Genomic DNA, 26,816 nt, shown 5'->3' with positions numbered 1-26,816 from the left:
TAAGGCGCACGGCCTTACGCCCTTAGGCTGACGAAAACGCCGCCGTCACGCCCGTACGTTCGTCGACGCGTGCCGCTCCAGGAAGGCGCCGACCTCCGGCATCCGCCGCTGGGGCAGCAGCGCGCGGGCGGTGGACGCGAGCTTCGTCTGGATACGGGACGACTGGACCTCGTCGAGCAGATCCAGCACCTGGTGGCCGGCCGCCGCGGCCTCGTCCGGCGACCCCGCGCGCGCCAGGTAGGTGGCCAGCTCCGCGCGGTACAGGGCGAGGTTGCGGGCGAAGTGCGGCTCCTGGAGGACCGTCGCGCGGTGCGCGTGCCGGGCCGCGCGCGCCCAGTCGCCGAGCGCCTCGTGGCACAGCGCCTCCTGCGCCTCCAGTTCGGGCTCCCCGAAGAAGGACATCCACTCGGGGTCGGCGTCGTGGGGGCCCTTGGCGAAGAGCTGGTGGGCCTGGGCGAGGGACTGCTCGCACCCCGCGCGGTCGCCGAGGCCGGCCCATCCCGCCGCCTCCCGGAGCGCGAGCAGCGACAGCAGCCGGGCCGAGCCCAGCGGCCCCGCCGCGCGCCGGCCCGCCTGAGCGGCCCGTACGGCCTCCCGGCAGCGGCCCGAATCCCGGGCCAGGAACGAGGTGTTGGAGAAGGCGTGCGCCTCCAGCGCCTGGTCGCCCGCGATCCGCGCGGTCGCCAGCGCCTCCGCGTAGTACGAGCGCGCGTCGTCGAGACGGCCCGAGTCGTGCGCCAGCCAGCCCACCGAGATCGACAGCTCGCCCGCGCCGGCGTGCAGCCGGTCCGCCGTGGACTGCCGGGTCGTGGCCCCCGCGTCGAGCAGGGCGTACGCGGCGCGCAGCGGCTGGGCCGCGCGCCGGAACAGGCCGTCGGCGCCGTGCCGGTCGTCGAGCAGCCGGATGCGCCGTACGGCGTCCTCGACGGCGTTCACCTCGGCCTCGCCGACCCGCCGCGGGGAGGGGATCACGGGTACGGAGAGGACGGGGGGCGGGGGCGGGGCCGCGGCGGCGGGCACACCGCCGAGGCCGAGGGACGCCGCCATCACGGTGACGGAGCCGCTGGTCATGAATGCGCGACGCAGCACGTCGCTCTCCTCTTGGGTTTCGCTGGTTTCGCTGGTTGCGCCGAGGGCGCCGGTTCCACCCGGGGGCCGGGCCGGCGGATCGGTGAGTGCATCGGTCGGTGGATCGGTCACGGGGAACGGCGCGGGCCGCGCCGCTCTGCCCCGTACCTCCGCGCGGGCGCGGAAGCCCAGGTCCTGGAGCGTCAGTCCGGGGAACATGTGCAGGAAGACCCGTTCGTACGCGTAGTTGGGACAGCGGATCTCGCCTGCCTCGACCCGTCCGATATAACGTGCGTCACAGGCGACTTGCTCACCGATCTCGCGTGCCGCCCGGCGTACGGCGGCGGCGAACTCCCCCGGCGAGTGCGTGGCGCGCAACCGGCGGAAGGCGAGGTTGGGAACTGCCCGAGACGACGCCATGGCCGAGCCCTCTCCTGGTACAGCCGTCGGTGCCGCGGGCGCGGTGCCATGGATGACACGGCCTCGCGGCGCCCGACTCCGGTTGTTCCGGCGGATCAAGAACGTACCGTCTGTGATGGGGTCTTCACACCGAGTTCTGCTACAAATCGGATTTCTCGCCCACGATCCGCCATGAAATGCCATCCTTTGCGGCGGCGTGCCGCCGTAGCTGTTGACGCGATGTCGCGTTGAACCTCATGGAAGACGCCCACGTTGGAGGTCGGTATGGAGTTCAGCGCGCATTCCGGGGACGCGGTCGGGCCCGCGGAGGAACCGTGCGATCTGGTGACGGTGCCCGCCCGGCAGGGGCTGGAGGCGGTCGACATCCTGCGCCGCGGCGCAGCCCCGGCCGTGGGGCCCGTGCTGCACGACGGCCCGTGCGACACCCTCGGCTTTCTGGTGCCGCCCGGCACGGCGGCGGCCTGGGACGTGCCGGGCAGCGCCTGTACGCGGACGGACGGCCGCGGCCTGCGTATCCCGGCCGAACCGCCGGTCACCGGCTCGGACTGGCTCCTGCCGCCCGACACGACGGGACCGGTCACGGACCCGGCGGTGCTGCGGGAGGCGCTGGGCGAGGCGGCGCGGCTGATCGAGGCCGCCGACCGCTGCTCCTGACGCTCCTCCCGGCACTGATTCCCCTCCCGGCACCGGCCCGGCCGATAATGGGCGGGTGGCAAAGAACAAACGCAGTGCGCGCGACGGCGACGTCGAGCCCGTCGGGACCGCCGAGGCCGTCGACGGCGGTACTGCCGAGCTGATACCCGACCGGGAGCGCCGTCGCGCCTGGACGCTGCTGATCGACGGTGCCCCGCAGTCGCATGTCGACCTGGCGGACCCGGCGTATCTCTCGTTCGCGTACCAGCGCCGGCTCGGGCATGTGGCCGACCTCGTCGCGCCCCCCGGCCGCCCGTTGCACGTCGTCCACCTCGGTGGCGGCGCCTTCACGCTCGCCCGCTATGTCGCCGCGACCCGCCCCCGGTCCACCCAGCAGATCGTGGAACTGGACGCGGCGCTCATCCGTTTCGTACGCGAGCGGCTGCCGCTCGACCCGGGCGCCCGGATCCGCGTCCGCGCCACCGACGCCCGCGCGGGGCTCGGCAAGGTGCCGGACGGATGGGCGGATCTGGTGATCGCCGATGTGTTCGGCGGCGCCCGTACGCCCGCGCATCTGACCAGTACGGAGTTCCTGCGGGAGGTACGGCGGGCGCTGCGGCCGGACGGCTGGTACGCGGCCAACCTCGCCGACGGACCGCCCCTCGCCCATCTGCGCGGCCAGATCTCCACCGCCGCCGGGGTGTTCGGACAGCTCGCGCTCGCCGCCGATCCGGCCGTGCTGCGCGGAAAGCGCTTCGGCAACGCCGTCCTGATGGCGTCGGACCGGGAGCTGCCCCTCGCCGAACTGACCCGCCGGATCGCGGGCGACCCGCACCCCGGACGGGTCGAACACGGGCGTGACCTCACGGACTTCACCGGCGGCGCCCCCGCGGTCACGGACGCGACGGCCAAGGCGTCACCGCTGCCGCCGGCGGGCACGTTCGCTTCGTGACGATCGCCCTTTGGCGTTCGCTTCTTTAAAGATGCTGCTGATGCCGTCAACGGTCGTCGAACTCGACCAACGGCGGATGGTTGTACCAGGTACAGAAGACGGAGACCTCCCGGCCGTCCAGCGTGAACGTCACCCGGATCCAGTACGGCTCGGTCCACACCTGCATCCGCCAGCCCGCCTCCGGCGTCGCCGAGACCAGCTCCGCCGAGGACTCGCCCAGATCGAGCGCGACCCGGCCGCCGTCGACGGTATAGCTCTTCACCTGGCCACCGGCCGCCGACTCCGTTCCCCCGCCGGTGCGTTCGGAGGTACGGGAGGGCTCCGGCGCCGGAGCCGAGGGGCTGGGCCCAGGCGGATCGGAGGCACTGCTCCCGCTTCCGCTTCCGGAACCCGAATCGGAGCCGCCACCGGCCGGTGACTCCGTGCCCGGCCCGTCCGCCCGTGTCCGCTTCGCCGCCGGGCTCTCCGCCCGCCGGGTGGACGAGGCGGCCGGCTCGGCACTCCGCTCCGGCGCACTGCCGGCGGGCAACGGGAGCGCACGCGGAGGGTCGTACGCCGTACCCGCCATGACCGTATGGACCCCCCACCACGACAGCGTGACGGCGGCACCTGTGGCGAGCAGCCATGCCGTGGTGTGGACGAGTCCGGTACGCGTCGGGGCCTTCATCGGGGCCATAGTGCCCCACACACCCACCAGTTGTCCCAGGAGCCCCACAGAACACCCGTCTCCCAGGACAACGGAGCGTCAGAACCGGTTCCGCGTACCGCCCCACCGATGCCCCCACCGATGCCCGACCGTCGCGACACGCCTCCCCGCCTCACCCGAATGGCGTACGGTGCCGCCCATGCCCAGTGTGCTCGTCGTCGAGGACGACCAGTTCGTACGCTCCGCCCTCATCCGGCATCTGACCGAGGCGGGCCACACCGTGCGCAGCGTCGGGACGGCCCTGGAGGCGCTGCGTGAAGTCGCTCATTTCCGGTTCGACATGGTCATTCTCGATCTCGGACTGCCCGATCTCGACGGGTCGGAGGCGCTGAAGATGCTGCGCGGCATCACCGACGTTCCTGTGATCGTCGCCACCGCGCGCGACGACGAGACGGAGATCGTACGGCTGCTCAACGACGGCGCCGACGACTACCTCACCAAGCCGTTCTCCGTGGAGCACCTGTCGGCCAGGATGGCCGCCGTGCTGCGCCGGGCGCGGGCCACCGCCGAGCCGGGGGCCGCGTCGCCGCGGGTGCTCCGGGTCGGTGGGCTGGCCATCGATCCGTTGCGCCGCCAGGCCGAACTGGACGGCAGACGGCTGGATCTGACCCGGCGGGAGTTCGACCTGCTGACCTTTCTCGCCGCGCGCCCGGGTGTTGTCGTACCGCGCAAGGAGCTGCTCGCCGAGGTGTGGCAGCAGTCGTACGGCGACGACCAGACCATTGACGTCCATCTGTCCTGGCTGCGGCGGAAACTGGGCGAGACGGCGGCGCGCCCGCGCTATCTGCACACACTGCGCGGTGTCGGTGTGAAGCTGGAGCCGCCCCTATGAGGTGGGCCCTGGTCAAGGTGGCGCTCGCCGCGACGGTGATGGTCGTGGTGGCCTTCGCCGTGCCCCTCGGGCTGGTGATCAAGGAGATGGCCCGGGACCGGGCCCTGACCAATGCCGAGCGGCAGGCCGCCGCGATCGGCCCGACCCTCTCCATCACCACCGAACGGGGCGCCCTGGAGCGCGCGATGGCCTCCACCCAGGCCGGGGCGGCCGGGCGGATGGCGGTCCATGTCCCGGCGGCGCCCGACGGGTCCGCGCCGGCGCTGGAGATCGGCACGACCCGGGCCGCCGCCAAGGACCTGCGCACCGTCCAGCGTGAGCCGCGCGCCGCCACCGCCGCCGCGCCGGGCGGCTCCGTACTGCTCCAGCCGATCGCCCTCGGCTCCGGCCGGATCGCGGTCGTCGAGATCCATGTGCCCCGGGACGAGGTCACCAACGGGGTCACCACCGCGTGGCTGGTCCTCTCGGGGGTCGGTCTCGCGCTGATCGTCGGGTCGGTCGCGGTCGCCGACCGGCTCGGTGTACGGATGGTGCGGCCCGCCCGGCGGCTCGCGGGCGCGGCGCACGCCCTCGGTGAGGGGAAGCTCGGCGTACGGGTCCCGGAGGAGGGGCCCGCCGAACTGCGGTCCGCCGCGCTCGCCTTCAACTCGATGGCCGACCAGGTCGTCGGGCTTCTCGCCAATGAACGCGAACTCGCCGCCGACCTTTCGCACCGGCTCCGCACCCCGCTCACCGTGCTCCGTCTCAACGCCGCCTCGCTGGGTGAGGGGCCGGCCGCCGACCAGACCAGGGCGGCGGTCGCGCAGCTGGAGCGCGAGGTCGACACGATCATCCGCACCGCCCGCGAGGCCACCCCGAGGACGGTCGCGGCCGGGCCGGCGGGCGGCTGCGACGTCTCCGAGGTCGTCCGGGAGCGGATGGACTTCTGGTCGGCGCTGGCGGAGGACGAGGGCCGTACGGTACGCCTCGCGGGCGTTGACCGGCCGGTACGTATCCCGGTGGTACGCGCCGAACTCGCCGCCGCGCTGGACGCGTTGCTCGGCAATGTCTTCCGCCACACCCCGGAGGGCACGGCGTTCGCCGTCGATGTCCACAACGGTGACGACGCCGTGATCGTCCTGGTCTCCGACGCGGGCCCGGGCATCGCCGACCCCGAGGCCGCGCTCGCCCGGGGCAACAGCGGGGCCCGTGACGGCTCCACCGGCCTCGGCCTCGACATCGCGCGCCGGGTCGCGGAGTCGACGGGCGGCGATGTACGGATCGGCCGCTCGGTCCTCGGCGGCACCGAGATCCGGATCTGGATCGGCCTGCACGGCATGCACGGCCTCCATGGCCCGGACGCCCGGCGCGCGGGCCACCGGCTGCGCGGCCGGGGGAGGGGGCCGGGGCGGAGCTGGTGGCCCTCGCGCAGGGCGGCGACGGCCAGGACGTGAGAGCGCTTACCAAACATCAGAGCGCGTATTGGCGTGAAGTCGCCAAGGGGCGGTGGCGCGGTTCAACGCTCCGACAGCGTGGGCATATTACGCAGAGTGACGGATTGAAGAGGTTCCAGGCTCCAGGTTCCAGGGAGCGCCGTACTCGGGGGAGGCCAGCTGTGACAATGACCGTGACCGTGACCGTACGAAGAATGCCGCTCGCCGCCGTGCCGGCCGCGCCGAGAGGTGTCGGGGCGGCCGACCGGGAGATAGGCACCGTCAAGTAGTGACGGGGCCGCGTCAGCCGAGGGGCACGTCCGGGAGGACGCCCGTGGCGGCCAGCTTCGCGTACCAGTGGGCGCTGGACTTCGGGGTGCGGCGCTGGGTCTCGAAGTCGACGCGGACGACGCCGAAGCGCTTGGTGTATCCGTACGCCCACTCGAAGTTGTCCATGAGCGACCAGAGGAAGTAGCCCCGGACATCGGCGCCGTCGTCGATCGCGCGCCGTACGGCCGACAGATGGGCGTGCAGATAGCGGATCCGCTCGGGGTCGTGGACGACACCGTCGGCGTCCGGCTTGTCGTCGTAGGCGGCGCCGCTCTCGGTGATCTGCAACGGTACGCCCGGCGCCTCGCGGGAGTAGCGCATCAGCAGCTCGTACATCCCGGTCGGGTCCACCGACCAGCCCATCTCGGTCACTTCGCCGGGCGGCTGGTGGAAGGCGACCGAGTCGACCCCCGGCCAGGGGGAGTGGTCGCTCGCGCCGTGACCGTCGTGGCGCTCGGCGGTCGGGTCGGTGGACGCCGAGACCACCGCGGGCGTGTAGTAGTTGATGCCCAGCGAGTCCAGCGGCTGCTTGCAGAGCGCCTCGTCACCGCTCTGCACGAAGGACCAGTCGGTGAGGCGCGCGGTGTCCGCGATGAGGTCCTCGGGGTACGCGCCGTTCAGCATCGGCCCGCTGAAGATCCGGTTCGCGAGGGCGTCGATCTGGCGGCGCGCGTCCAGGTCGTCCGGCGACTGTGTACGGGCCCGTACGCACGACGGGTTGAGGCTCACGGAGACCTGGCCGCCGGCCGGGAGCACGGAGCGCAGCGCCTGGGCCGCGAGACCGTGGCCGAGATTGAGGTGGTGGGCGGCGCGCAGGGTGGCCAGGGGGTCGGTCCGGCCGGGGGCGTGCACCCCGGAGCCGTACCCCAGGAAGGAGCTGCACCAGGGCTCGTTGAGGGTGGTCCAGCGCCGCACCCGGTCGCCCAGCGCCTCGCCGACCAGGCGGGCGTACTCGGCGAAGCGGTACGCGGTCTCGCGCTCCGGCCAGCCGCCTGCCGCCTCCAGCTCCTGCGGCAGGTCCCAGTGGTAGAGGGTGAGGACGGGCTCGATGCCGTGGTCGAGCAGATCGTCGACGAGCCCGCGGTAGAAGTCCAGCCCGCGCTGGACGGCGGGTCCCCGGCCGGTGGGCTGGACCCGCGGCCAGGAGACGGAGAAGCGGTACGCGTTGAGCCCGAGGTCGGCCATCAGCCGGACGTCCTCGGCCCGGCGGTGGTAGTGGTCGACGGCGATGTCGCCGGTCGCGCCGCCCTCGGTCTTGCCGGGCGTATGGCTGAAGGTGTCCCAGATGGACGGCGTACGGCCGTCCTCCTGGGGCGCGCCCTCGATCTGATAAGCGGCTGTGGCGGTGCCCCACAGGAAGCCCGCCGGAAAGGTGTCGGACATGATGCAGCTCCCAATGACCGTAGGGATGGGGGGTGAGGGGCGCGGGGCGCGTCCATGGGACGCGCCGCGGCGGGGTCTGTCGGCGGTGGGCGCTGTTCGGACGGTCGCTGTACGGACGGGCGCGGTCCGAGCGTGGGCGGTACGAGCGGGGGCGGCGGCGCGGGCGGAACGCCGACGTACCGGCTCAGCCCTTGACCGCGCCCTGCATGATCCCGCCGACGATGTGCTTGCCGAACAGTACGAAGGCGATCAGCAGCGGCAGCGTGCCCAGCAGCGCGCCGGCCATGATCACCGACTGGTCGGGGATATAGCCGCGGCCGAGCCCGGTCAGCGCCACCTGCACGGTGGGACTGCCGTTCTGCGTCAGCGCGATGATGGGCCAGAAGAAGTCGTTCCAGGCCATGACGAAGGTCAGCATCCCCAGCACGGCCATCGCGGGCCGCGCGGCGGGGAAGACGACGTGCCACACGACACGCCAGCTGCTCGCGCCGTCCACGCGCGCCGCCTCGACCAGCTCGCCGGGCAGCGCGCCGAGCAGGTACTGCCGCATGAAGAACACCCCGAAGGCGCTGACCAGGGTGGGCAGGATGACGGACTGGAGCTGATCGGTCCACGACAGCTTGGCGACCATCATGTAGAGCGGTACGACGCTGAGCTGGGGCGGCACCATCATCGTGCCGATCACCATCAGCAGCAGCACGTTCTGGAACCGGAAGCGCAGCTTGGCGAAGGCGAAGCCGGCGAGCGTCGAGAAGAGGACCGTACCGGCGGCGATGGACCCGGCGACCAGCGTCGTGTTGAAGAGGGCCGTCCCCATGTTGGCGTCGGTCCAGGCGATCTCCAGGTTCTTGAAGAGGTTCCCGCCGAACCAGAACGGCGGCGGCGTCTGGGCGAGCCGGGTGTTGTTGCGGGACGCCGCGATCGCCGTCCACACCAGGGGGAAGAGCGAACCGACGGTGAAGAGGGTCAGCACGGCGTAGGTGATCTTTCCGCCGTGCAGCTGGCGGCCCGCGCCCTTGCCCTTACCGCCCTTACCGCGCTTGCCGCCCTTGCCGTCCTGGTCGCGCTGGCCGGCGCTGCCGTTCTCGCCGTGCTCCCCGCCGAGGGCCGGGGTCCGCGAAGTCGTCGTCGACATGTGTCTCCTCTACGAACTCTTGCGCAGACGACGGCTGACGAGCCAGTTCACCGCGCCGATCAGCAGCAGGATCAGGAACATCGTCCAGGCGATCGCCGAGGCCCGGCCGAGATGCAGATTCACCCAGCCCTGCTCGTACAGATAGAGACCCAGCGTCTGGAACTGGTGGTCGGACCCGCCGTTCGCGCCCGCCGAGCCGTTGAACAGCAGCGGCTCACCGAACAGCTGGGTCGCCCCTATCGTCGAGACCACGACCGTGAACAGGATCGTCGGCCGCAGCGACGGCACGGTCACATGCAGGAACTGCTGCCAGCGCGAGGCCCCGTCCAGCGCCGCCGACTCGTACAGATCGTCGGGGATCGACTGCATCGCCGCGAGATAGATCAGCGCGTTGTAGCCGGTCCAGCGCCAGATGACGATGGTCGAGACGGCGAACTGGGAGGTCCAGGTGCCGTTCTGCCAGTCGACCGGGTCGATACCGACCATGTTCAGCGCCCAGTTGATCATCCCGTAGTCCCGCCCGAAGAGCAGGACGAAGACGAGCGTCGCGGCGGCCACCGAGGTGGCGTACGGGGTGAGGACCGCGACCCGGAAGAACATCGAGCCGCGCAGCCGGTAGTTGAGCATATGGGCGATGGCCAGCGCCATCAGCAGCTGGGGGACGGTCGAGATCACCCCGATGGTCAGGGTGTTGCGCAGCGCGTTCCAGAAGAAGTCGTCGCTCAGCAGCCGCGAGAAGTTCCGCAGCCCCACCCACTCCATGTCGGTGGGCGCCGTCAGCTCCACCCGGTGCAGCGAGGCCCAGCCGGTGTAGAGCAGCGGAAAGAGCCCGAAGGCCAGGAAGAAGACGAAGAACGGGGCGATCAGCGCGTACGGGCTCCACCGCACATCGCGGCGGTACCAGCGGCTGCGCCGCTCCCGGCGGCGCTCCTCCCGGAGGATGGCGTCCTGGTCCGTGGCCGGGGCCGCGCCCTCCTTTTCGGAGGGCGCGGCGGGTGCGTCCGTGGCCATCGGTCACTGGTCCAGCGCGTTGTCGATCGCCTTCACGGCGGCGTTCCAGCCGTCCTTGGACGACGTACCCTTCTGGTCGACCTGGAGCATGCCGACGTCGGACAGGTTCTGCTGGATGATCAGGTCCTTCGGGCCCAGGGTCTGGATCGGCATGTCCTTGGCCGCCTTGACGAAGATCTGCCCGATGGGCGCGTTGTCGAAGTACTCGTGCTTGGCCTCACCCACGGCGGGCAGCGCGTACGCCGCCTGGGAGCTGGGGAAGCTGGCGCGCTTGGTGAAGAGCGTGGCCTGCTGCTCGGGCGCGGTCAGCCAGGCGGCGAGCTTGGCTGCCTCGTCCTTGTTCTTGCCCGCCTCGGGCACGGTGAGGAAGGCACCGCCCCAGTTGCTGGGCTTGGGTGTGGCGGCCACGTCCCACTTGCCCTTGCCCGCGGCGCCCGCCTTGTCCTGGATATAGCCGAGCATCCACGGCGGGCAGGCCACGGTGGCGAACTTGCTGTTGGCGTAGCCCTGGTCCCAGCTGGGCGTGAACTGCTGGAGCCGGGCGCTCAGTTTGGCCTCGGCGAAGCCGGCGGCGGTGTCCCAGGCCGCGCGCACACCCGGGTTGGTCTTGTAGATGATCTTGCCGTTCTTGTCGTAGAACCGGTCCGGGCTGCCGCCGAGGATCGCGTTCAGCACCCCGCCGGCCGCGTCCACGAAGGACACCCCGCTGGGCGCCTTGGCCTGGAACCGCTTCCCGACCTCCAGATACTTCTGCCAGTCGCCGGCCCAGAGCTTGCCGACCGCCTCGCGGTCGGTGGGCAGCCCCGCCTTGGCGAAGAGGTCCTTGCGGTAGCAGATGCCCTGGGGCCCGATGTCGGTGCCGAGCCCGATGGTCTTGCCGGCCGCGTTGGTGGCCTGCCCCCACTTCCAGGGCAGGAAGCTGTCCTTCTCCACGCCCGGCGCCTTGCCGAGGTCCATCAGCTTGTCGGCCTGGGTGTTGGTGACCTCGTTGATGTTGGAGATCTCGACACCCTGGATGTCGGCGAGCCCGCTGCCGGTGCCCAGGTGGGTGAGGAGCGGCGGGTAGTAGTTCTCGTTCCGCTCGATCGTCGTCTGCTTGATGACGATGTTCGGGTTGAGCGCCATGTACTCGTCGTAGAGCCCGGCCTCCTGGTAGCCGAAGGCGCCGAAGAGTCCCATCGTGAGCGTGGTCTTGCCCTTGTCGCTGCCACCGCCGCCGGAGCTCGAAGCGCTCGTAGCGCCGTCGGAGGGTTCCTCGCTGTCCTTCGAGCAGCCGGAGAGGGCTCCGGCCGCCAGGGCGGCGACGGCCATGAGAACCACCGCCCGGCGTGACGAACGAGTACGTGTACGCATTGACGTCCTCCTAGTGCACCGACGGGGCCGGACTCCGGCCGACTGCTGCGTGCTGCGTCCGCTGCGGGAGGGGGGTCCGGCGCGGTCGGGCCACGTGCGGGGCATGTATGGGTCGGGTACGGTGGGAGCGCTCCCATGTGTGATGTGTTGAAGGGTCGCCCGTCCCTGTGGGGGTGTCAAGGGACCGGGCGGCGGGAGCTGGCTCCTTTATCCATTTGTGGGTTGAACGGCCGGGGGCGGACCCACGGCTCCAGGGTGTGGAGGCGGACATGACATCACGGGGAACCCGCTCGCGGGAAGGAAAAGCGCGCGACGGCCGGCCACCCACGCTGGAAGAGGTCGCCGTGCGCGCCGGTGTCGGCCGCGGCACGGTCTCCCGGGTGATCAACGGTTCCCCGCGCGTCAGCGAGCGCACCAGGGCCGCCGTCGAGGCGGCCGTCGCCGAGCTGGGGTACGTACCGAACCGCGCGGCCCGCGCGCTCGCCGCGAACCGGGCCGACGCGATCGCCCTGGTCGTCCCCGAGCCCGAGGCCCGGTTCTTCGCCGAGCCGTACTTCTCGGACATCGTCGGCGGCATCGGGGACGCCCTGGCCGACTCCGGGATGCAGCTGCTGCTGACCTTCGCCGGGGGCGCCCGCGAGCGCCGCCGGCTGGCCCAGTACCTCGCCGCCCACCGCGCCGACGGCGCGCTCCTCGTCTCCGTACGCGCCGACGACCCGCTCCCGGAGCTGCTCACGGGCATCGGCATCCCGACGGTCATCAGCGGCCCCCGCTCGGCCGCCGAACCGCTGCCGTCCGTCGACTCCGACAACGCCGAGGGCGCCCGTACGGCCGTCTCCCACCTGCTCGCCCGGGGCCGCCGTACGATCGCGACGATCACCGGCCGGCTGGAGGTGTACGGCGCGGCCTGCCGCCTCGACGGCTACCGCAGGGCCCTCGCCGAGGCGGGCCACGCGCCCGACCCCGGGCTGATCGCGGTGGCCGACTTCTCGGAGGAGGGCGGCCGGCGCGCCATGGCCGGCCTGCTGGCCCGCCGCCCGGACCTGGACGCGGTCTTCGCCGCCTCCGACGTGATGGCCGCGGGCGCCCGCCAGGCCCTCCGCGCGGCGGGCCGCCGTACCCCGGACGATGTGGCCCTCATCGGCTTCGACGACTCGGCGGTGGCCCGCCACATGGACCCGCCGCTGACCAGCGTGCGCCAGCCGATCGAGGAGATGGGCCGGGCGATGGCCGAACTGGTCCTGGCGGTCGTGGCGGGGGAGTCCGGACCGCGCCATCTCGTGCTGCCGACCGAGCTGGTGGTGCGGGAGTCGTCGTAGGGCCGGGGGCCGTCGGCGCGCAGGCGCGTCAAGGCGTCGCACACGAGGAAGGCCCGGTCCGCTTCCGCGGACCGGGCCTTCCTTCATCAAGGGTGAGTAACGGGACTTGAACCCGCGACATCCTGGACCACAACCAGGTGCTCTACCAGCTGAGCTATACCCACCACGCCCGGTCTTCTTTTTCTCCGACCGGCCGAGAAAAAGTGTACAGGGTCTGAAAGGGTGCTCGCACCAGCCTTTCAGACCTCGCGCAGCACGTGCTTCGCGGCGATCTGCTTCGCGGTGTCCGAGTCCGGGCCGGGCTGCGGCACGAAGACGGCCTCGCGGTAGTAGCGCAGCTCCGCGATGGATTCGCGGATGTCGGCGAGGGCACGGTGGTTGCCGCTCTTCTCCGGGCTGTTGAAGTAGGCCCGGGGGTACCAGCGGCGGGCCAGCTCCTTGATCGAGGAGACATCGACGATCCGGTAGTGCAGATAGCTCTCCAGCGTCGCCATGTCGCGCAGCAGGAAGCCGCGGTCGGTGCCGACCGTGTTCCCGCACAGCGGCGCCTTGCCCGGCTCCTTCACATGCTCGCGGACATACGCCAGGACCTGCTCCTCGGCGGCCGCGAGCGTGGTGCCGCCCGCCAGCTCGTCGAGGAGCCCCGAGGTGGTGTGCATCTGCCGCACCACCTCGGGCATGGTCTCCAGCGCCGCGTCCGGCGGGCGGATCACGATGTCCACCCCTTCACCGAGCACGTTCAGTTCCGAGTCGGTGACCAGCGCGGCCACCTCGATGAGTGCGTCGTCCGTCAACGAGAGCCCGGTCATCTCGCAGTCGATCCACACCATTCGATCGTTCATGCGCCTTACCCTACGGTGCGCTCCGCTGGCCGGGCAGACTCGGACGGCCCGAACCTGTCGCGTACATGTCGGAACTGGCTTTCGGGTGCTCCGGGAGCGCCGACGAGGCCGACATGTGCCCCGGGGCACCGGAAGCCGCCGTCCGCCGCGAGTGCGGGGACGCCTGGGCCGGTACGACCGGATCCATGCCGCCCTGCGTCATGGGCTCGCCCTGCGGACGCCTGGCCCGGTACGCGGACCGGTAGGCGGCCGGGGACGAGCCGAGCTGCCGCCGGAAGTGACCGCGCAGGGCCACCGGGGAGCGGAAGCCGCAGCGGCCCGCGACCTCGTCGACCGAGTAGTCGGAGGTCTCCAGCAGCCGCTGTGCCTGAAGCACCCGCTGGGTGATCAGCCACTGGAGCGGCGCGCTTCCGGTGAGCGATCTGAACCGCCGGTCGAAGGTCCGGCGGCTCATGTACGCGCGAGCCGCGAGCGTCTCCACGTCGAACTGCTCGTGAAGATGCTCCAGCGCCCAGGCGACGACCTCGGCGAGCGGGTCGGAGCCGATTTCCTCTGGTAAAGACCTGTCCAGATAGCGCTCCTGACCGCTGCCGCGCCGCGGCGGTACGACGAGTCGGCGCGCGAGCGCGCTCGCGGCCTCCGCGCCGTGGTCCGTCCGGACTATATGCAGGCACAGATCGATTCCGGCCGCCGTGCCGGCGGATGTGAGTACATCCCCGTCATCGACGAACAGCTCTCGCGGATCCACGTGTACGGACGGATAGCGCTTGGCGAGCGTCGGCGCGTACATCCAGTGCGTCGTCGCCGGGCGGCCGTCCAGCAGACCGGCCGCGGCGAGCACGAACGCGCCGGTGCACAGACCGACGATCCTGGCGCCTTCCTCGTGGGCGCGGCGCAGCGCGTCCAGCGCTTCCGGTGGTGGCGGTGATGTGATCGACCGCCAGGCCGGTACGACGACCGTGCCGGCCCTGCTGACCGCCTCCAGTCCGTACGGCGCGGTGAGTTCGAGGCCGCCGGTGGTCCGCAGCGGTCCGTCCTCCCCGCCGCAGACGAGCAGGCGGTAGCGGGGAACCCCGGCGTCCTGGCGGTCGATTCCGAACACGGAGAGCGGGATGGAGCTCTCGAAGATGGGGCCGCCGCTGAAGAGCAGCACGGCGACGACTTCCCGGCGTCGACGCCCGGAAAGCTTCCGTACTGACTCCGGTGCGGCAGTGGAGTCCTGGCTCATGGTGCTAAGCCCCCCTCGGTGTTCGCGTCTCCCCGTTCTTGTCGGGCCTTTCGCTCCTGCACGATTCCCCTCGGTTTTGCACGGGTCCCCAGCCGTCGATACTCATGATCGAATCTACTGTGTTCCGTGGTGCCGGCGTGACAAGTTCCCCAACCGGCGCTATGTCGACAAGGCAACTTGGCGCGAAGCATTCGATCACGAAGCGTTCCACTCGGAAGCCGAGAGTGGAAGTGGGCCTCACGCGCATGGCCCGTCCCCGTAGGGTGCGGACGACGGTAACGGTCCTTTCTTGCCTGGTGGCAAGGGGGTTGGCAGGCCATTCCACCAAAGGTTCTGCTCAAGTGCGAAGTTGGCTGAAAAGTGCTGGGTGTGTCTTGGGGGCGCCCTGAGCCCCCCGGCGCACTCCTCTCGCGTGCGTGCGAGCCGGGACGCGCCCCCGTCCGCTTCCGTGCGCGCTCCGGTGTCCTCCGTCGTATTGGCGACTTCTGGACGTTCGGTGCGGCGAGTGTGACGGTACCCCCGGGGCGTGGGAGCGCGACCAGGGGGGCCGGAATCCGCGTACGGCCGTGTGCCGCTCCGGGAGGCCCGTGACCCGCCCCGCCGCCCTTCCCGCCCTCCGCGGCCCCCTCAGGGGCCGTCACGGGCGCTGCGCGAGGCTCGTGGCGGGCCGCGTGGGCCCCACGGGGGCGCGGGTGGCCGGCGGGAACCCGGGCGGGCGGTGGGGCGGGCACGGCGGACACAGGGGGCTCCCTGGGGGCTGCGAGGTGGCCGATGGCCGACGGCAGGGGAAACGGTACGGTCGCCGCGCCCCGACGGCTGTAGGGGCCATCCGCCATTGCGATCCGGCCCCGCCTCGTGCATGCTCCCCTGAAATGCCGCGTGTGGGACGCCGGGCTCTGGGCATGAGAGGAGTGTCGCCGTACCCTTCGGGGTATGGGCTTGGGAAGATGATTCCCGGACACAGCTCCGTCCGTCACGCCCCCGTTGATCTTTCACGAGGACCTCTTCGCCGAGACACCCATGGCCGGTCACGAAATCCCAGAACCCGCAGACCGCGAGCGCGTAGCCGACCCTCTGTCGGAGCTACGGCCTGCGGCCCAGACCCACGCCTCCTGCGATCCCGCCTTCATGCACGGAGTCGTCGTCGGTTTCGACGGCTCGATGTCCAGTGAACGGGCGCTGGCCTACGCCATCGGCATGGCCCGGCGGCTCGGCTCCGGTCTGATCATCGTCCATGTCGCCAACCGGCTCCCGACCACGGTCTGGGCGGGCTGCGAGCCCCCCGTCTTCGTGGACGTGCCGGACCACCGCACCGAAGTGCTCGGTCTGGAGCTGGCCTGCGCCGACTATCTCGCCGAAGTGCCGTGGATCCTGGTCGAGCGCGGCGGTGACATCTGTCACGAGCTGGAAGAGGTCGGCCAGGAGTACTCGGCCGACGCGATCGTCGTCGGATCCACGCACGGCATCGTCGGGCGCATCTTCGGCTCGGTCGCGGGACGGCTCGCGCGCCGGGCGCGACGGCCCGTGGTGGTCATCCCGTAGCGCTGTTCCGCGCTGTTCCGGTCACCGCTCGGGGCGCTGGTCCGCGCGCTGTTCCGGCGGAACGGACGGAAGGGCTGAGCCTCCCGTCAACTTCTGTCAACTCCCTTACTCCCCGCGTGAATTTACTCACGCGTAGAGGTGCGTTGCGCGCTTGTGAAGGGTACATAACGGTCGCTGGGACACTGCACACCCGCGCATCATGAAGGGAGCCCGCCGTGGACAATGACGTCTCTGCGGGAAGCACCACCTCGACCTCGGTTCTCGGTCATCTCGCCCTCGGACTCACCCTGCTGGCCTTCGGCATCGGCCAGACCCGCGCCATAGACGGCGTCGTGGCGGCCACCAGCCTGCCCCTCGCGCTCTACCTCGGCGGCGGGACGCTGTTCCTCGCCGGGCTGCTCGCCCTGCGGACGGGCGACACACCCACCGGCACGGCCTTCGCGGGCTTCGGCGCCTTCTGGTTCATCTGGGCGATCAGCTCCGGCGACCTCGTGTCGTCGAACGCGGCGGGGCTCTTCATCGTCCTGTGGGCCCTGCTGGCGTTCAGCCTGACCCTGGGCGCCGGGGGCGCCGGACGCCTCTTCCAGGGGGCGTACGGGCTGTTCACGGTCGCGCTGCTGCTGATAGCGATCGGGCTCTTCGGCGAGTCGACGGTGTTCTTCAAGGTCGCCGGCTGGGTCGCGGCCGTGGCGGGCCTCGCCTCCTGGTACGGGGCGACGGCCGCGCTCGCGCACTGGCCGACCGAGGTGCCGCGCCGGCTGCTCCCGCGTCGTGCTGCCGACCGGGGCGTGACGGCCACCGGATAGTGCCCCGAAGGGGCACGCGGCAGCCGGCCCAGGGGCCGGTGCCCGGGCAAGCACCGGCCCCTTCCGGGGAGCGCCTCCAGCGCGACGGGTGGCACGCGCTGGAGGCGCTCCCGTCCACCGGAGGCCGCCCCGGAAGGACCCGCCCCCCGGAGAGTCCGGCTACTCGACCGTCACGGACTTCGCGAGGTTACGGGGCTTGTCGATGTCCCGGCCCAGCGCCAGCGCCGTGTGGTAGGCGAGCAGTTGGAGCGGGATGCCCATCAGGATCGCGTCCAGCTCGGTCTCGTTCTTCGGCACGACGATCGTGTGGTCGGCCTTCTCCTGCTCCTGGTGCGCCACGGCCAGGATCGGACCGCTGCGCGCCTTGATCTCCTCCAGCGCCGCCCGGTTCTTCTCCAGCAGATCGTCGTCGGGGACGATCGCGACCGTCGGCAGGGCCGGCTCGATCAGCGCCAGCGGACCGTGCTTCAACTCCGAGGCGGGGTACGCCTCGGCGTGGATGTACGAGATCTCCTTGAGCTTCAGCGACGCCTCCAGCGCCACCGGATAGCCGCGCACCCGGCCGATGAACATCATCGAACTGGCCTGCGCGTACTGCGCGGCCAGCTTCTCGATGTCGCCCTCCGTCGCCAGGATCTCGGAGATCTGCTCGGGCAGCCTGCGCAGCCCCGCGATGATCCGCTTGCCGTCGGCGACGGACAGATCGCGGATCCGCCCCAGGTGCAGCGCGAGCAGCGCGAAGGAGACCACGGTGTTGGTGAAGCACTTGGTGGAGACGACACAGACCTCGGGACCGGCGTGTACGTACACCCCGCCGTCGGTCTCCCGGGCGATCGCCGAGCCGACGACGTTCACCACGCCCAGCACCCGGGCGCCCTTGCGCTTCAGCTCCTGCACGGCCGCCAGCACGTCGTACGTCTCACCGGACTGGGAGACCGCGACATAGAGCGTGTCGGGGTCCACGACCGGGTTGCGGTAGCGGAACTCGGAGGCCGGCTCGGCGTCCGCGGGGATCCGGGCCAGCTCCTCGATCAGCTGCGCGCCGATCAGACCCGCGTGGTAGGAGGTGCCGCAGCCCAGGATCTTGATCCGGCGCACACCCCGCGCCTCGCGCGCGTCCAGATTGAGCCCGCCCAGGTGCACGGTGGAGAACCGGTCGTCGATCCGGCCGCGCAGCACCCGGTCCACGGCGTCCGGCTGCTCGGAGATCTCCTTGTGCATGTACGTGTCGTGGCCGCCCATGTCGTACGACTCGGCCTCCCACTCCACGGTGGTCGGCGTGGCCGAGGTGGTCGAGCCCTCGGTCGTGTACGTACGGAAGTCGTCGGCCTTCAGGGTGGCCATCTCGCCGTCGTCCAGCGTCACGACCTGGCGGGTGTGGGAGACCAGCGCCGCCACGTCGGAGGCGACGAACATCTCCTTCTCGCCGATGCCGAGGACGACCGGGGAGCCGTTGCGGGCGACGACGATGCGGTCCGGGAAGTCGGCGTGCAGCACGGCGATGCCGTACGTGCCCTCGATCAGCTTGAGCGCCTGGCGGACCTTCTCCTCCAGCGTCGGGGCCTGGGAGCGGGCGATGAGATGGGTCAGCACCTCGGTGTCGGTCTCGGAGAGGAACACCACCCCGTCCGCCTCCAGCTTCACGCGCAGCTGGGAGGCGTTGTCGATGATGCCGTTGTGGACGAGGGCGACCTTGCCCTCGGGGTCCAGGTGCGGATGGGCGTTCTCGTCGCTCGGGGCGCCGTGCGTGGCCCAGCGGGTGTGCGCGATACCGGTGGTGCCGGCGAAGCGCTTGGGGACCCGGGCCTCCAGCTCGCGGACGCGGCCCTTGGCCTTGACCATCTTCAGCGCGGCGGCCTTGCCCGCGGCCGGCTTGCCGGTGATGACGATGCCCGCCGAGTCGTACCCCCGGTACTCCAGCCGCTGGAGCCCCTCCAGCAGCAGTGGTGCCACGTCCCGCTTACCGATGTATCCGACAATTCCGCACATACGGTCTCTGCCCCTCCTGATGAATGATGTGTGCCCGGCGGCGCTCAGCGCTTCAGCCGCCGCCTTGGTCGCCGCCTCAGCCGTAGACGATGCGGCGCAGCTGCCGGAGCGACAGCTCCGGGGGCGCCACCGCGCGGTGCGGCAGTTCGGCGGCGATCCGTTCGAAGATCTCCGCGTTCGTGCCCCCGCCGGACTGCATCTCCCGGTGGCGGCGGCGGACGAACTCCTCGGTCGTCTCGTCGAAGTACGCCAGCACGTCGAGCACCACCCGGGCGGCCTCACCGCGGTGGAGCGCGGTGGAGCGGACCAGATGGTCAATAAGATCGTCGTACGACGGGCGGCGTTCAAGCACCCGTTGATATTGCTGGTGCGGCGGCGCATGCGCAAGATTCCTGCCCGGAATCGGGCAGGAATGAGGAGAGAGTCACTCGGGGCGGCTCTCAGAGCCGCTTGAGCACGGCCTGTTTGGCGGCGGTGAACTCGTCCGCCGTCAGTACTCCGGACTGATGCAGCTCGCCCAGCTCCCGCAGTCTGCGCAGCAGGGCGTCATGATCGTCCCCGCCGGCCGGGGCGGGCGCGGGCGCGGCGGCGGGCAAGGCGGTCAAGGCGGGCGCGGCTGCGGGCTCGGGTGCCGACGCCCGTACCGGCGCGGACTCCAGGGCGGCCGGAGGCTCCGCCCCCGCCTCCACCGACGCCGATGCCTCCGCCGACGGATGCGGCAGCCGGGCCAGCACCGCCGCCCCCACCAGCGCCATCAGCGGATCCTTCTTGAAGCCCCACAGCTCCACCGCGTTCGCGTCGTACTTCGGCGGTACGGTGACCGGCGCCGGGCCGGTCAGGAAGCGCAGAAACCCGTTCTCCAGCCCGGCGCTCGGCTGCCACTCCACCGCCCGCACCTCGCCCAGCGCCAGGGTCCGGGGGCCGCCGGAGGACTTGGAGGTCTCCGTCTTCCAGTTCCACTCCAGCCGGATCCGCTCCCCGTCGAAGGAGACGGTCGCGTCGCCCGCGCCCACCGTGAGCGGCAGCGCGGGCCCCGGCAGCAGATAGCGGTCCACGGGGCCGGACTCCACCCCGCCGAGCAGCAGGGCGTTGCGTATCTCGTCCACCAGATACTCGGCGACGCCCGCGCGGTCGCCCTCCACGGTCAGCCGGTACGGGTCCGAGGCGTCGCCCAGCCGGCCGGCCGCGACCTGGAGCAGCGGATCCGCGCCGTCCCGCAGCCGTAGCCGCAGCCGGCCGGACCTGCGCCCCGCCTCGAACGAGACACCCGCCACGGCGGGCAGCGGTACGACGATCTCACCGAGGGTGGCGCGCAGCGGGCTGATGCTCTTGTCGCTGCCGGGCACGATACGGATCGTGTCCCCGTCGAAGGTCCAGGTGCCGTTTTTCTGGATGATTTCCGCCATACGGAGATTCTTTCATCACACAAGCGGGCGGCGGGGGCTCTGCCAAGCCCCCGCCGCCCGCCCGGGTCACAAGGACCCCCCGTGCCGCCCTACGAAGCGTCCGCGAACCGCGCGATCGGGTTGCGCAGAGTGCCCACCAGCTGGAGCGCGCCCGCCGGGTCGGCGATGTCGACCATCTGCTCGTTGTTGCGCAGCTGGAGCCGGTTCAGGCAGGACAGCGCGAACTCGTCCGCGAACAGGTCGTACTGCTCGAACTTGGCCGCGAGCTGCGGCACCGACTCCTGGTAGCGCCGGACGCAGTCCGCGACCGCCCGCCAGAACGTCTCCTCGTCGGCGAGCGTCCCGTCCGCGACCAGCTCCGCGCTCAGGAAGCGGAAGAAGCAGTCGAAGACGTCCGTGAAGACCGACAGCAGTTTCATGTCCTCGGGGACGTCCGCGCGGATGCGCTCGACCGCCGGCGGCAGCACGGCGCCCGGGTCCATCACCGCGATCTCCTCCGCGATGTCCTTGAAGATCGCCCGCCGCACGGCGCCGTCCTCGACGACCAGGATGACGTTCTCGCCGTGCGGCATGAAGACCAGGTCGTACGCGTAGAACGAGTGCAGCACCGGTACGAGGTACGCGTCCAGATATCCGCGCAGCCACTCCGCCGGCGCCAGCCCCGACTCGGCGATCAGCGCGCCCGCGAACGAGCCGCCCTCCCGGTCGACATGGAGCAGCGATGCCATCGTGGAGAGCCGCTCGCGCCCCTGGAGCGAGGGCACCGGGCTCTCGCGCCAGAGCGCGGCCAGCATTTTCAGATACGGGGAGCCCTTGGCGGTGGCGGCCTCGTACTGGCGGTGGTGGTAGCCGACGGCCGCCCGCTCCCGGATGATCGAGAACCGGGCCGCGCGCAGGACGGCGTCGCTCTCGATCAGCCCGGCGAGCCAGTCGTTGATCGCGGGGGTGGCCTCCATGTAGGCGGCGGACAGGCCGCGCATGAAGCCCATGTTGAGGACGGACAGCGCGGTTTTCACATAGTGCTTGGCCGGGTCGCTCTTGTTGAAGAACGTACGGATCGACTGCTGCGCGAGATAGCTGTCGTCGCCCTCGCCGAGGCAGACCAGAGAGCGGCGGCCCAGCTCGGCGGCGAAGGTCACGGACAGTTTGTTCCACCACTGCCAGGGGTGTACGGGGATCAGCAGGAAGTCGGCCGGGTCGAGACCCTGGCCGCGCAGCACCCCGTCGAACCGCTCCCGGGTCTCCTCGGACAGTTCCTCGCGCATCAGCGAGTCGTGGTCGAGCCCGGCGCCCGCCGTGAAGGTGGCGCGGTCGCGGCGGGCCGCGAGCCAGACCAGCCGGACGGGGCTGGCGGTCTCGGGGGCGTACGCGCGGTACTCGTCGACGCCGAAGCCGAGCCGGCCGTTGTTGGCGACGAAGCAGGGGTGGCCCTCGGTCATCCCCGTCTCGATCTCCTGGAAGCCGGCGGTGGCCAGCTCCGCCGAGGTCACGGGCTTCTTGGTGAGTTTGTACGCGGTCCCCGACAGCGTGGAGGAGATCTCCTCCAGATAGACCGGCAGGATCCCGGCGGAGAGCCCGAGCGTGTCGCGCAGCTCGATGAAGAAGTCCAGCGCGTCCAGCGGCAGTTCCTCGTCACCGCGGTGGCGCTCGACCGACTCGGCGGGGATCGACCAGTGGTCGAGGGCGAAGCGGCGGGCGGTGAAGCGGTACTCGGTGGCTTTGTCGTCGCTGAGGACGCGGTAGCGGCCATCCTCGCCGGACAGCGGCTCCGGGGTCAGGATGCGCTCGTGGGAGAACTCCGCGAGCGCTTTGCGGATCAGCAGCCGGCCTGCCCGGTCCCACAGCTCAGGGGTCAGATGGGCGACGCTGTCCGTGATGTCAGTGATGCCGGTGGGGCTGCTCATCGGGTGACTCCTTGTGCGGTGGCGGTGGCGGGGACTGCTGCCGCGGACACCGCGGACTGGAACATCTCACGCGTGCACACGCTCAGCAGCGCTTCCTTCTCCGGCTTGGCGAGCCGCTCCACGACCGTGAACCCGACGGCCTCGTTGAGGGCGTGGACGGCCGTGTTCCGTACGTCGGGCTCGACGACCACCCGCCGTACGGCCGGATCGTCGAAGAGCAGCGCCATCACCGTGGTGATCACCGCACGCGTGAAGCCGTGCAGCCGCCGGTCCGTGTCGACCGGCGCGACCAGGAAGTGCATGCCGATATCGCCGGGCAGGGCGTCGTACAGGCCCTTCAGCTCCACCTCCGCCGGGTCGTAGCGCTCGATCAGGAACGCGGGCCGGCCCTCGTACAGTCCGATGAACGCGTCGTGGTTCCCGGCGGCGGCGATCGCCATGTACTCGCGCTCGACGTCGGGCAGCGTGGCGTCCTGCATCAGCCAGTACGCGGCCTTGGGGTGGGTGACCCAGCTGTGCAGCAGCCGCGCGTCGCGGAACGGGTCCACCGCGCGGACCTCGAAGCGGCCGAGCCGCTCGTCGGTGCGGGCGAACAGGATGCGGTCGCTCATACGACGTTGCCTTCCGGGGCGGAGAACTCCTGGAACGCGATGGCCTTCTCGACCGGGTAGTACTCGCGGCCCAGCAGCTCGGCGATGATGTACGCGTTGCGGTAGGGGCCCATCCCCAGGTCGGGCGAGGTGATGCTGTGGGTGTGCACGCCGGCGTTCTGGAGGAAGACCCCGCGCCCGGTCGTGTCGATGCTGTAATTGCGCGCGACGTCGAAGCGGCCCTGCCCGTCGAGGCGCAGCCGGCCGGCGACCGGCGCCAGGAACTCGGGGGTGACGTACTTGTACCCGGTGGCGAGGACGAGCCCCTGGCTGGTGAGCGAGAAGTCCCGCCCCTGCTCCTCCTGGCGCAGCCCCAGCGTGTACGTACCGTTCCCGGTGTCGTACGCGGCGGAGTGCAGCGCGGTGTTGGCGATCAGCCGGGTGGGCACCGGGCCCTTGAGGTTCTTCTGGTAGAGCAGATCGAAGATCTCGTTGATCAGCTCCGAGTCGATGCCCTTGAACAGGCCCTTCTGGCCGGCCTCCAGCCCGTAGCGGGTGGCCTCCGGCAGCGCGTGGAAGTAGTCGATGTACTCCGGGGAGGTCATCTCCAGCGTGAGTTTGGTGTATTCGAGCGGGAAGAACCGGGCGGAGCGGGTGATCCAGTTCAGCCGGTAGCCGTGGACATCGATCTCGGAGAGCAGGTCGTAGTAGATCTCCGCCGCGCTCTGTCCGCTGCCGACGAGGGTGATGGAGTCCTTCTTCTGAAGCTCCGCCCTGCCCTGGACATAGCGGGAGTTGTGCAGGAAGTCACCGCCGAGGCCGCGGCAGGAGTCCGGGACGTACGGCGGGGTGCCGGTGCCCAGCACGAGGCGCCGGGCGCGGTAGGTCTCGTCCGCGGTGGTGATCTCGTACAGCTCGGCGCTCTCGTCGTACGAGACCGAGGTCACCGTCCGGTTGAAGCGCACGTTGGAGAGTTTCGCGGCGGCCCAGCGGCAGTAGTCGTTGTACTCGATGCGCAGCGGATAGAAGTTCTCGCGGATGTAGAACGAGTACAGCCGCCCGGACTCCTTGAGGTAGTTGAGGAAGGAGTACGGCGAGGTGGGGTCGGCCAGGGTCACCAGGTCGGAGAGGAACGGGGTCTGGAGGTGGGCGCCTTCGAGGAACATCCCGGAGTGCCACTCGAAGTCGGGTTTCGACTCCAGGAAGATCCCGTCGAGTTCGGCTATGGGCTCGGTCAGACAGGCGAGACCGAGATTGAACGGGCCGAGACCGATACCGACGAAGTCGTGGATCGCGTGCGGCGCGCGGTGGTCAGGACGCGTGGACAAGGGTCTCTCCCAGGTACTGCTCGGCGTGGCCGGCGATCAGATCGAGGACGGCGGTGATGTCCCGCACAGTGGTCTCGGGGTTGAGCAGGGTGAACTTGAGGTACTGCCGGCCGCCCACGGACGTCCCGGCCACCACGGCCTCACCGGAGGCGAAGAGGGCCTTGCGGGCGTGGAGATTGGCCCGGTCGATCTCCAGGGGACTGGTGACACGCTCGGGGATGTAGCGGAAGACGAGGGTGGAGAGGCTGGGCTCCACGACGACGTCGTAGCGCGGGTCGGCGGCGAGCACCTGCCAGCCCTCGGCGGCCAGGTCGCAGACCTCGTCGAAGAGTTCACCGATGCCGTCGGCGCCCATGACGCGCAGGGTCATCCAGAGCTTGAGCGCGTCGAAGCGGCGGGTCGTCTGGAGGGACTTGTCGACCTGGTTGGGGATGCGCTCCTCGATGGTGCGGCGCGGGTTGAGATAGTCCGCGTGGTACGTCGCGTGCCGCAGCGTGGCGCCGTCCCGTACCAGCACGGCCGAGGAACTGACCGGCTGGAAGAAGGACTTGTGGTAGTCGACGGTGACGGAGTCGGCGTGCTCGATGCCGTCGAGCAGGGCGCGCCGGGTGGGGGAGGCGAGCAGCCCGCAGCCGTACGCGGCGTCGACATGCATCCAGGCGCCGTACTGGGCGCAGAGCGCGGCGATCTCCGGCAGCGGGTCGATGGAGCCGAAGTCGGTGGTGCCCGCGGTGGCGACGACGGCCATCGGGGTCAGCCCCTCGGCGCGGCAGCGCTCCAGCTCGGCGGCGAGGACGACGGCCTGCATGCGCTTCTCGCGGTCGCAGGGGATGGAGACGACGGCGTCGGGGCCGAGTCCGAGCAGGGTGGCCGACTTCTGGACGCTGAAGTGGCTGCACTCGGAGGCGAAGACACGCAGTTTTGCCGGCGCGTCGGCCTTGGCCTCCTCGCGGGCGAGCAGCAGCGCCTGGAGGTTGGACTGCGTACCGCCGCTGGTGAAGACGCCGTCGGCGGCGTCGCCGAGGCCGATGCGGGCGGTCGTCCAGTCGATCAGTTTGCGCTCGATGAGGGTGCCGCCGGCGCTCTGGTCCCAGGTGTCGAGGGAGGAGTTGACGGCGGTGAGCACGGCCTCGCCGAGAACGGCGGGTATGACGACCGGGCAGTTGAGATGGGCGAGGTAGCGCGGGTGGTGGAAGTAGACCGCGTCCCGCAGATAGACGCGCTCCAGTTCGTCCAGGGCGGCCGAGGCATCACCGAGGGGCTGGTCCAGGTCGACCGCGGCGACCACCGGGGCCAGCGCGTCGGGTGTCACCCCGCTGAACGGCCTTTTCGTAGCGGCGAGTTGGGCCGCCACCCGCTCGACTCCTTCGGTGACGGAGCGTCGGTAGCGCTCCGCCGTCGTGTCATTGAGCAGGTGCGCACGCATCAAGGTCCTCCCGGATGTGGGGGTTTGCCGGGCCCTCAGGACAGGAGTGAGGGGCGAGGGCACGGCGTGGAAGTAAGGCTAGCCTAACCTAACTTCGTTACCCAATGGCATCGGGGTGTGACTCATATCCCTCATGGGTCACGCATGTAACGCGTGCGTTGCGCTCCGTGCCCCTGTCGCGGCGGCGCCGTACCCAGGTCGCGGGGGCGAGTTGGGTACGGCGCGGCGGCGGTGCGGGGACGGGCGGCGGGGGAGCGGGTACGGGCGGCGGGGCGTGGCGGTGGTGCGGGTACGGGCGGCGGGGCGTGGCGGTGGTGCGGGGACGGGCGGCGGGGCGTGGCGGTGGGGGAGCGGCTCCGGCGTGTCGGCAGGTCAGGCCGCCGCCGCGCGGAACTGATCCTCGCTCAGCCCGCGCCGCCAGTACCCGACGAAGGTGACCCGCCGACGGTCGAGTTCGCGTTCGCGCACCAGATGGCGGCGCAGCTCCTTGACCGTCCCCGACTCCCCGGCGATCCAGGCGTACGGGTTGCTGCCGCGCGGCTCGGCGGCCCGGACGGCGTCCAGCGAGCCGGGCGCGCCCTCCTCCTGGACGAGCCAGGTGACTCTGGCGTCGGCGGCGGTGGGCAGGGGCCGCCGGTCATCGGTGTGCGGGACCTCCAGCCAGACGTCCGCCTTCAGATGGGCGGGGAGCGTCTTGAGGATCGCCGCGGCGGCGGGCAGCGCCGTCTCGTCGGCCCAGATCAGTACGGAGTCGGCGTCGGCCGGCGGCCGGAACCGTATCCCGGTGTTGTCCGTCACGACCGGTCCGAGCAGCAGCACCCGGTCCCCGGCCGCGGCCCGCTCCGCCCAGCGGCAGGCGGGCCCGCCGTCGGGGTGCAGGGCGAAGTCGATGTCGATCTCGTCCGGGTCGTGCCGCTCCTCGCGCAGGGTGTACGAGCGCATCACGGCCCGGACGTCCTCGGGCAGCGCCCGGAACGCGGTGAACCAGTTGTCACCCTCCTCGACCGGGACGAGGGGCTCGCTCTGGCCGGGGTGCGGGAGGAAGAGCGAGAGGCTCTGGTCCCGGCCGGCCGAGGTGAAGCGGGCGAGGTCGGGGCCCGCGAAGGTGATCCGGGTCATGGACGGGCCGAGCCGCCTCGTCCGTGCGACCTGGAGGGAGAAGAAACCGAACGGGGCGGTCTCGGTAGCCGTCTTCATCGGA

At 71.0% G+C, this 26,816-nt stretch carries 23 protein-coding genes and 1 tRNA gene; 7 read left to right on the top strand and 17 right to left on the bottom strand.

All coding sequences use genetic code 11. From position 1 onward, the window contains the following. Positions 1-45: 45 nt before the first annotated feature. Positions 46-1,488, bottom strand: a complete 1,443-nt coding sequence (locus tag DVK44_RS10145) for a tetratricopeptide repeat protein (RefSeq protein WP_114659375.1) — start codon at positions 1,486-1,488, stop codon at positions 46-48. Positions 1,489-1,752: 264 nt separating this feature from the next. On the opposite strand from DVK44_RS10145, the gene DVK44_RS10140 reads away from it, so the two are divergent. Both DVK44_RS10140 and DVK44_RS10135 read left to right on the top strand, forming a co-directional pair. Next, positions 1,753-2,142, top strand: a complete 390-nt coding sequence (locus DVK44_RS10140) for a hypothetical protein (protein WP_114665032.1) — start codon at positions 1,753-1,755, stop codon at positions 2,140-2,142. 55 nt (positions 2,143-2,197) lie between these two features. Further along, positions 2,198-3,073 carry a spermidine synthase gene (locus DVK44_RS10135; RefSeq protein ID WP_114659374.1) on the top strand — a complete coding sequence of 292 codons (876 nt, stop codon included), beginning with the start codon at positions 2,198-2,200 and terminating at the stop codon, positions 3,071-3,073. A 46-nt stretch (positions 3,074-3,119) separates the two neighbouring features. On the opposite strand, the gene DVK44_RS10130 is transcribed toward DVK44_RS10135, so the two are convergent. Then, positions 3,120-3,740 carry a hypothetical protein gene (locus DVK44_RS10130; protein WP_114659373.1) on the bottom strand — a complete coding sequence of 207 codons (621 nt, stop codon included), beginning with the start codon at positions 3,738-3,740 and terminating at the stop codon, positions 3,120-3,122. A gap of 178 nt (positions 3,741-3,918) precedes the next feature. Here DVK44_RS10130 and DVK44_RS10125 point away from each other — a divergent pair, with 178 nt between their 5' ends. After that, on the top strand, positions 3,919-4,611 hold the full coding sequence (locus DVK44_RS10125) for a response regulator transcription factor (RefSeq protein WP_162793762.1): 693 nt from the start codon (positions 3,919-3,921) through the stop codon (positions 4,609-4,611). Continuing rightward, positions 4,608-6,044 carry a HAMP domain-containing sensor histidine kinase gene (locus DVK44_RS10120; protein WP_114659371.1) on the top strand — a complete coding sequence of 479 codons (1,437 nt, stop codon included), beginning with the start codon at positions 4,608-4,610 and terminating at the stop codon, positions 6,042-6,044. The genes DVK44_RS10125 and DVK44_RS10120 overlap by 4 nt, the downstream gene beginning before the upstream one ends. A gap of 282 nt (positions 6,045-6,326) precedes the next feature. On the opposite strand, the gene DVK44_RS10115 is transcribed toward DVK44_RS10120, so the two are convergent. From DVK44_RS10115 to DVK44_RS10100, 4 genes are all read right to left on the bottom strand, one after another. After that, a complete protein-coding gene (locus tag DVK44_RS10115; protein WP_114659370.1) occupies positions 6,327-7,736 on the bottom strand; it encodes a GH1 family beta-glucosidase in 1,410 nt (469 codons plus the stop codon). Between the two features lie 184 nt (positions 7,737-7,920). Then, a complete protein-coding gene (locus DVK44_RS10110; protein WP_114659369.1) occupies positions 7,921-8,871 on the bottom strand; it encodes a carbohydrate ABC transporter permease in 951 nt (316 codons plus the stop codon). Between the two features lie 9 nt (positions 8,872-8,880). Beyond that, entirely contained in the window at positions 8,881-9,882 is a 1,002-nt protein-coding gene (locus tag DVK44_RS10105) for a carbohydrate ABC transporter permease (protein WP_114659368.1), read from the bottom strand. Between the two features lie 3 nt (positions 9,883-9,885). Continuing rightward, the gene (locus tag DVK44_RS10100) at positions 9,886-11,235 is read right to left on the bottom strand and encodes an ABC transporter substrate-binding protein (protein WP_114659367.1); all 1,350 of its coding nucleotides are present in this window, start codon (positions 11,233-11,235) and stop codon (positions 9,886-9,888) included. A 269-nt stretch (positions 11,236-11,504) separates the two neighbouring features. Between DVK44_RS10100 and DVK44_RS10095 the strand changes: the two genes are divergently transcribed. Then, the gene (locus DVK44_RS10095) at positions 11,505-12,554 is read left to right on the top strand and encodes a LacI family DNA-binding transcriptional regulator (protein WP_114659366.1); all 1,050 of its coding nucleotides are present in this window, start codon (positions 11,505-11,507) and stop codon (positions 12,552-12,554) included. Between the two features lie 91 nt (positions 12,555-12,645). Here the strand turns inward: DVK44_RS10095 and DVK44_RS10090 are convergent. The 3 genes from DVK44_RS10090 to DVK44_RS10080 all read right to left on the bottom strand — a co-directional run bounded on the left by DVK44_RS10090 (position 12,646) and on the right by DVK44_RS10080 (position 14,624). Next, positions 12,646-12,718: transfer RNA gene (locus DVK44_RS10090), tRNA-His, on the bottom strand. A gap of 75 nt (positions 12,719-12,793) precedes the next feature. Beyond that, positions 12,794-13,396, bottom strand: coding sequence for an oligoribonuclease (gene orn, locus DVK44_RS10085; RefSeq protein ID WP_114659365.1), 603 nt, complete (start codon positions 13,394-13,396; stop codon positions 12,794-12,796). A gap of 10 nt (positions 13,397-13,406) precedes the next feature. Further along, positions 13,407-14,624 (bottom strand): GlxA family transcriptional regulator, encoded by a 1,218-nt coding sequence (locus DVK44_RS10080; protein WP_114659364.1) that lies wholly within the window; start codon positions 14,622-14,624, stop codon positions 13,407-13,409. A 1,020-nt stretch (positions 14,625-15,644) separates the two neighbouring features. On the opposite strand from DVK44_RS10080, the gene DVK44_RS10075 reads away from it, so the two are divergent. Beyond that, the gene (locus DVK44_RS10075) at positions 15,645-16,166 is read left to right on the top strand and encodes a universal stress protein (protein ID WP_114665031.1); all 522 of its coding nucleotides are present in this window, start codon (positions 15,645-15,647) and stop codon (positions 16,164-16,166) included. 215 nt (positions 16,167-16,381) lie between these two features. Next, a complete protein-coding gene (locus tag DVK44_RS10070) occupies positions 16,382-16,972 on the top strand; it encodes a GPR1/FUN34/YaaH family transporter (protein WP_114659363.1) in 591 nt (196 codons plus the stop codon). 159 nt (positions 16,973-17,131) lie between these two features. Here DVK44_RS10070 and glmS read toward each other — a convergent pair whose 3' ends face one another. The 8 genes from glmS to DVK44_RS10030 all read right to left on the bottom strand — a co-directional run bounded on the left by glmS (position 17,132) and on the right by DVK44_RS10030 (position 26,812). Next, a complete protein-coding gene (gene glmS / locus DVK44_RS10065) occupies positions 17,132-18,961 on the bottom strand; it encodes a glutamine--fructose-6-phosphate transaminase (isomerizing) (protein ID WP_114659362.1) in 1,830 nt (609 codons plus the stop codon). Between the two features lie 76 nt (positions 18,962-19,037). After that, positions 19,038-19,313, bottom strand: a complete 276-nt coding sequence (locus DVK44_RS10060) for a hypothetical protein (RefSeq protein WP_114659361.1) — start codon at positions 19,311-19,313, stop codon at positions 19,038-19,040. An 88-nt stretch (positions 19,314-19,401) separates the two neighbouring features. Further along, complete coding sequence (locus DVK44_RS10055) at positions 19,402-20,367, bottom strand: DUF4429 domain-containing protein (RefSeq protein ID WP_114659360.1); 966 nt, start codon at positions 20,365-20,367, stop codon at positions 19,402-19,404. An 89-nt stretch (positions 20,368-20,456) separates the two neighbouring features. Then, entirely contained in the window at positions 20,457-22,271 is a 1,815-nt protein-coding gene (locus tag DVK44_RS10050; RefSeq protein WP_114659359.1) for an IucA/IucC family protein, read from the bottom strand. Then, complete coding sequence (locus DVK44_RS10045) at positions 22,268-22,882, bottom strand: GNAT family N-acetyltransferase (RefSeq protein WP_114659358.1); 615 nt, start codon at positions 22,880-22,882, stop codon at positions 22,268-22,270. The genes DVK44_RS10050 and DVK44_RS10045 overlap by 4 nt, the downstream gene beginning before the upstream one ends. Further along, positions 22,879-24,189, bottom strand: coding sequence for a lysine N(6)-hydroxylase/L-ornithine N(5)-oxygenase family protein (locus tag DVK44_RS10040; protein WP_114659357.1), 1,311 nt, complete (start codon positions 24,187-24,189; stop codon positions 22,879-22,881). The genes DVK44_RS10045 and DVK44_RS10040 overlap by 4 nt, the downstream gene beginning before the upstream one ends. Next, positions 24,173-25,615 carry a pyridoxal phosphate-dependent decarboxylase family protein gene (locus DVK44_RS10035; protein WP_114659356.1) on the bottom strand — a complete coding sequence of 481 codons (1,443 nt, stop codon included), beginning with the start codon at positions 25,613-25,615 and terminating at the stop codon, positions 24,173-24,175. The genes DVK44_RS10040 and DVK44_RS10035 overlap by 17 nt, the downstream gene beginning before the upstream one ends. A gap of 372 nt (positions 25,616-25,987) precedes the next feature. Further along, positions 25,988-26,812: a siderophore-interacting protein gene (locus tag DVK44_RS10030; protein WP_114659355.1), complete on the bottom strand. Its 825-nt coding sequence runs from the start codon at positions 26,810-26,812 to the stop codon at positions 25,988-25,990. Between the last annotated feature and the right edge of the window lie 4 nt (positions 26,813-26,816).

This window comes from Streptomyces paludis (genome assembly GCF_003344965.1).
Lineage (GTDB): Bacteria > Actinomycetota > Actinomycetes > Streptomycetales > Streptomycetaceae > Streptomyces > Streptomyces paludis.
The sequence above is the reverse complement of the archived record's forward strand: the minus strand, read 5'-3'. Positions and strand labels throughout refer to the sequence as shown.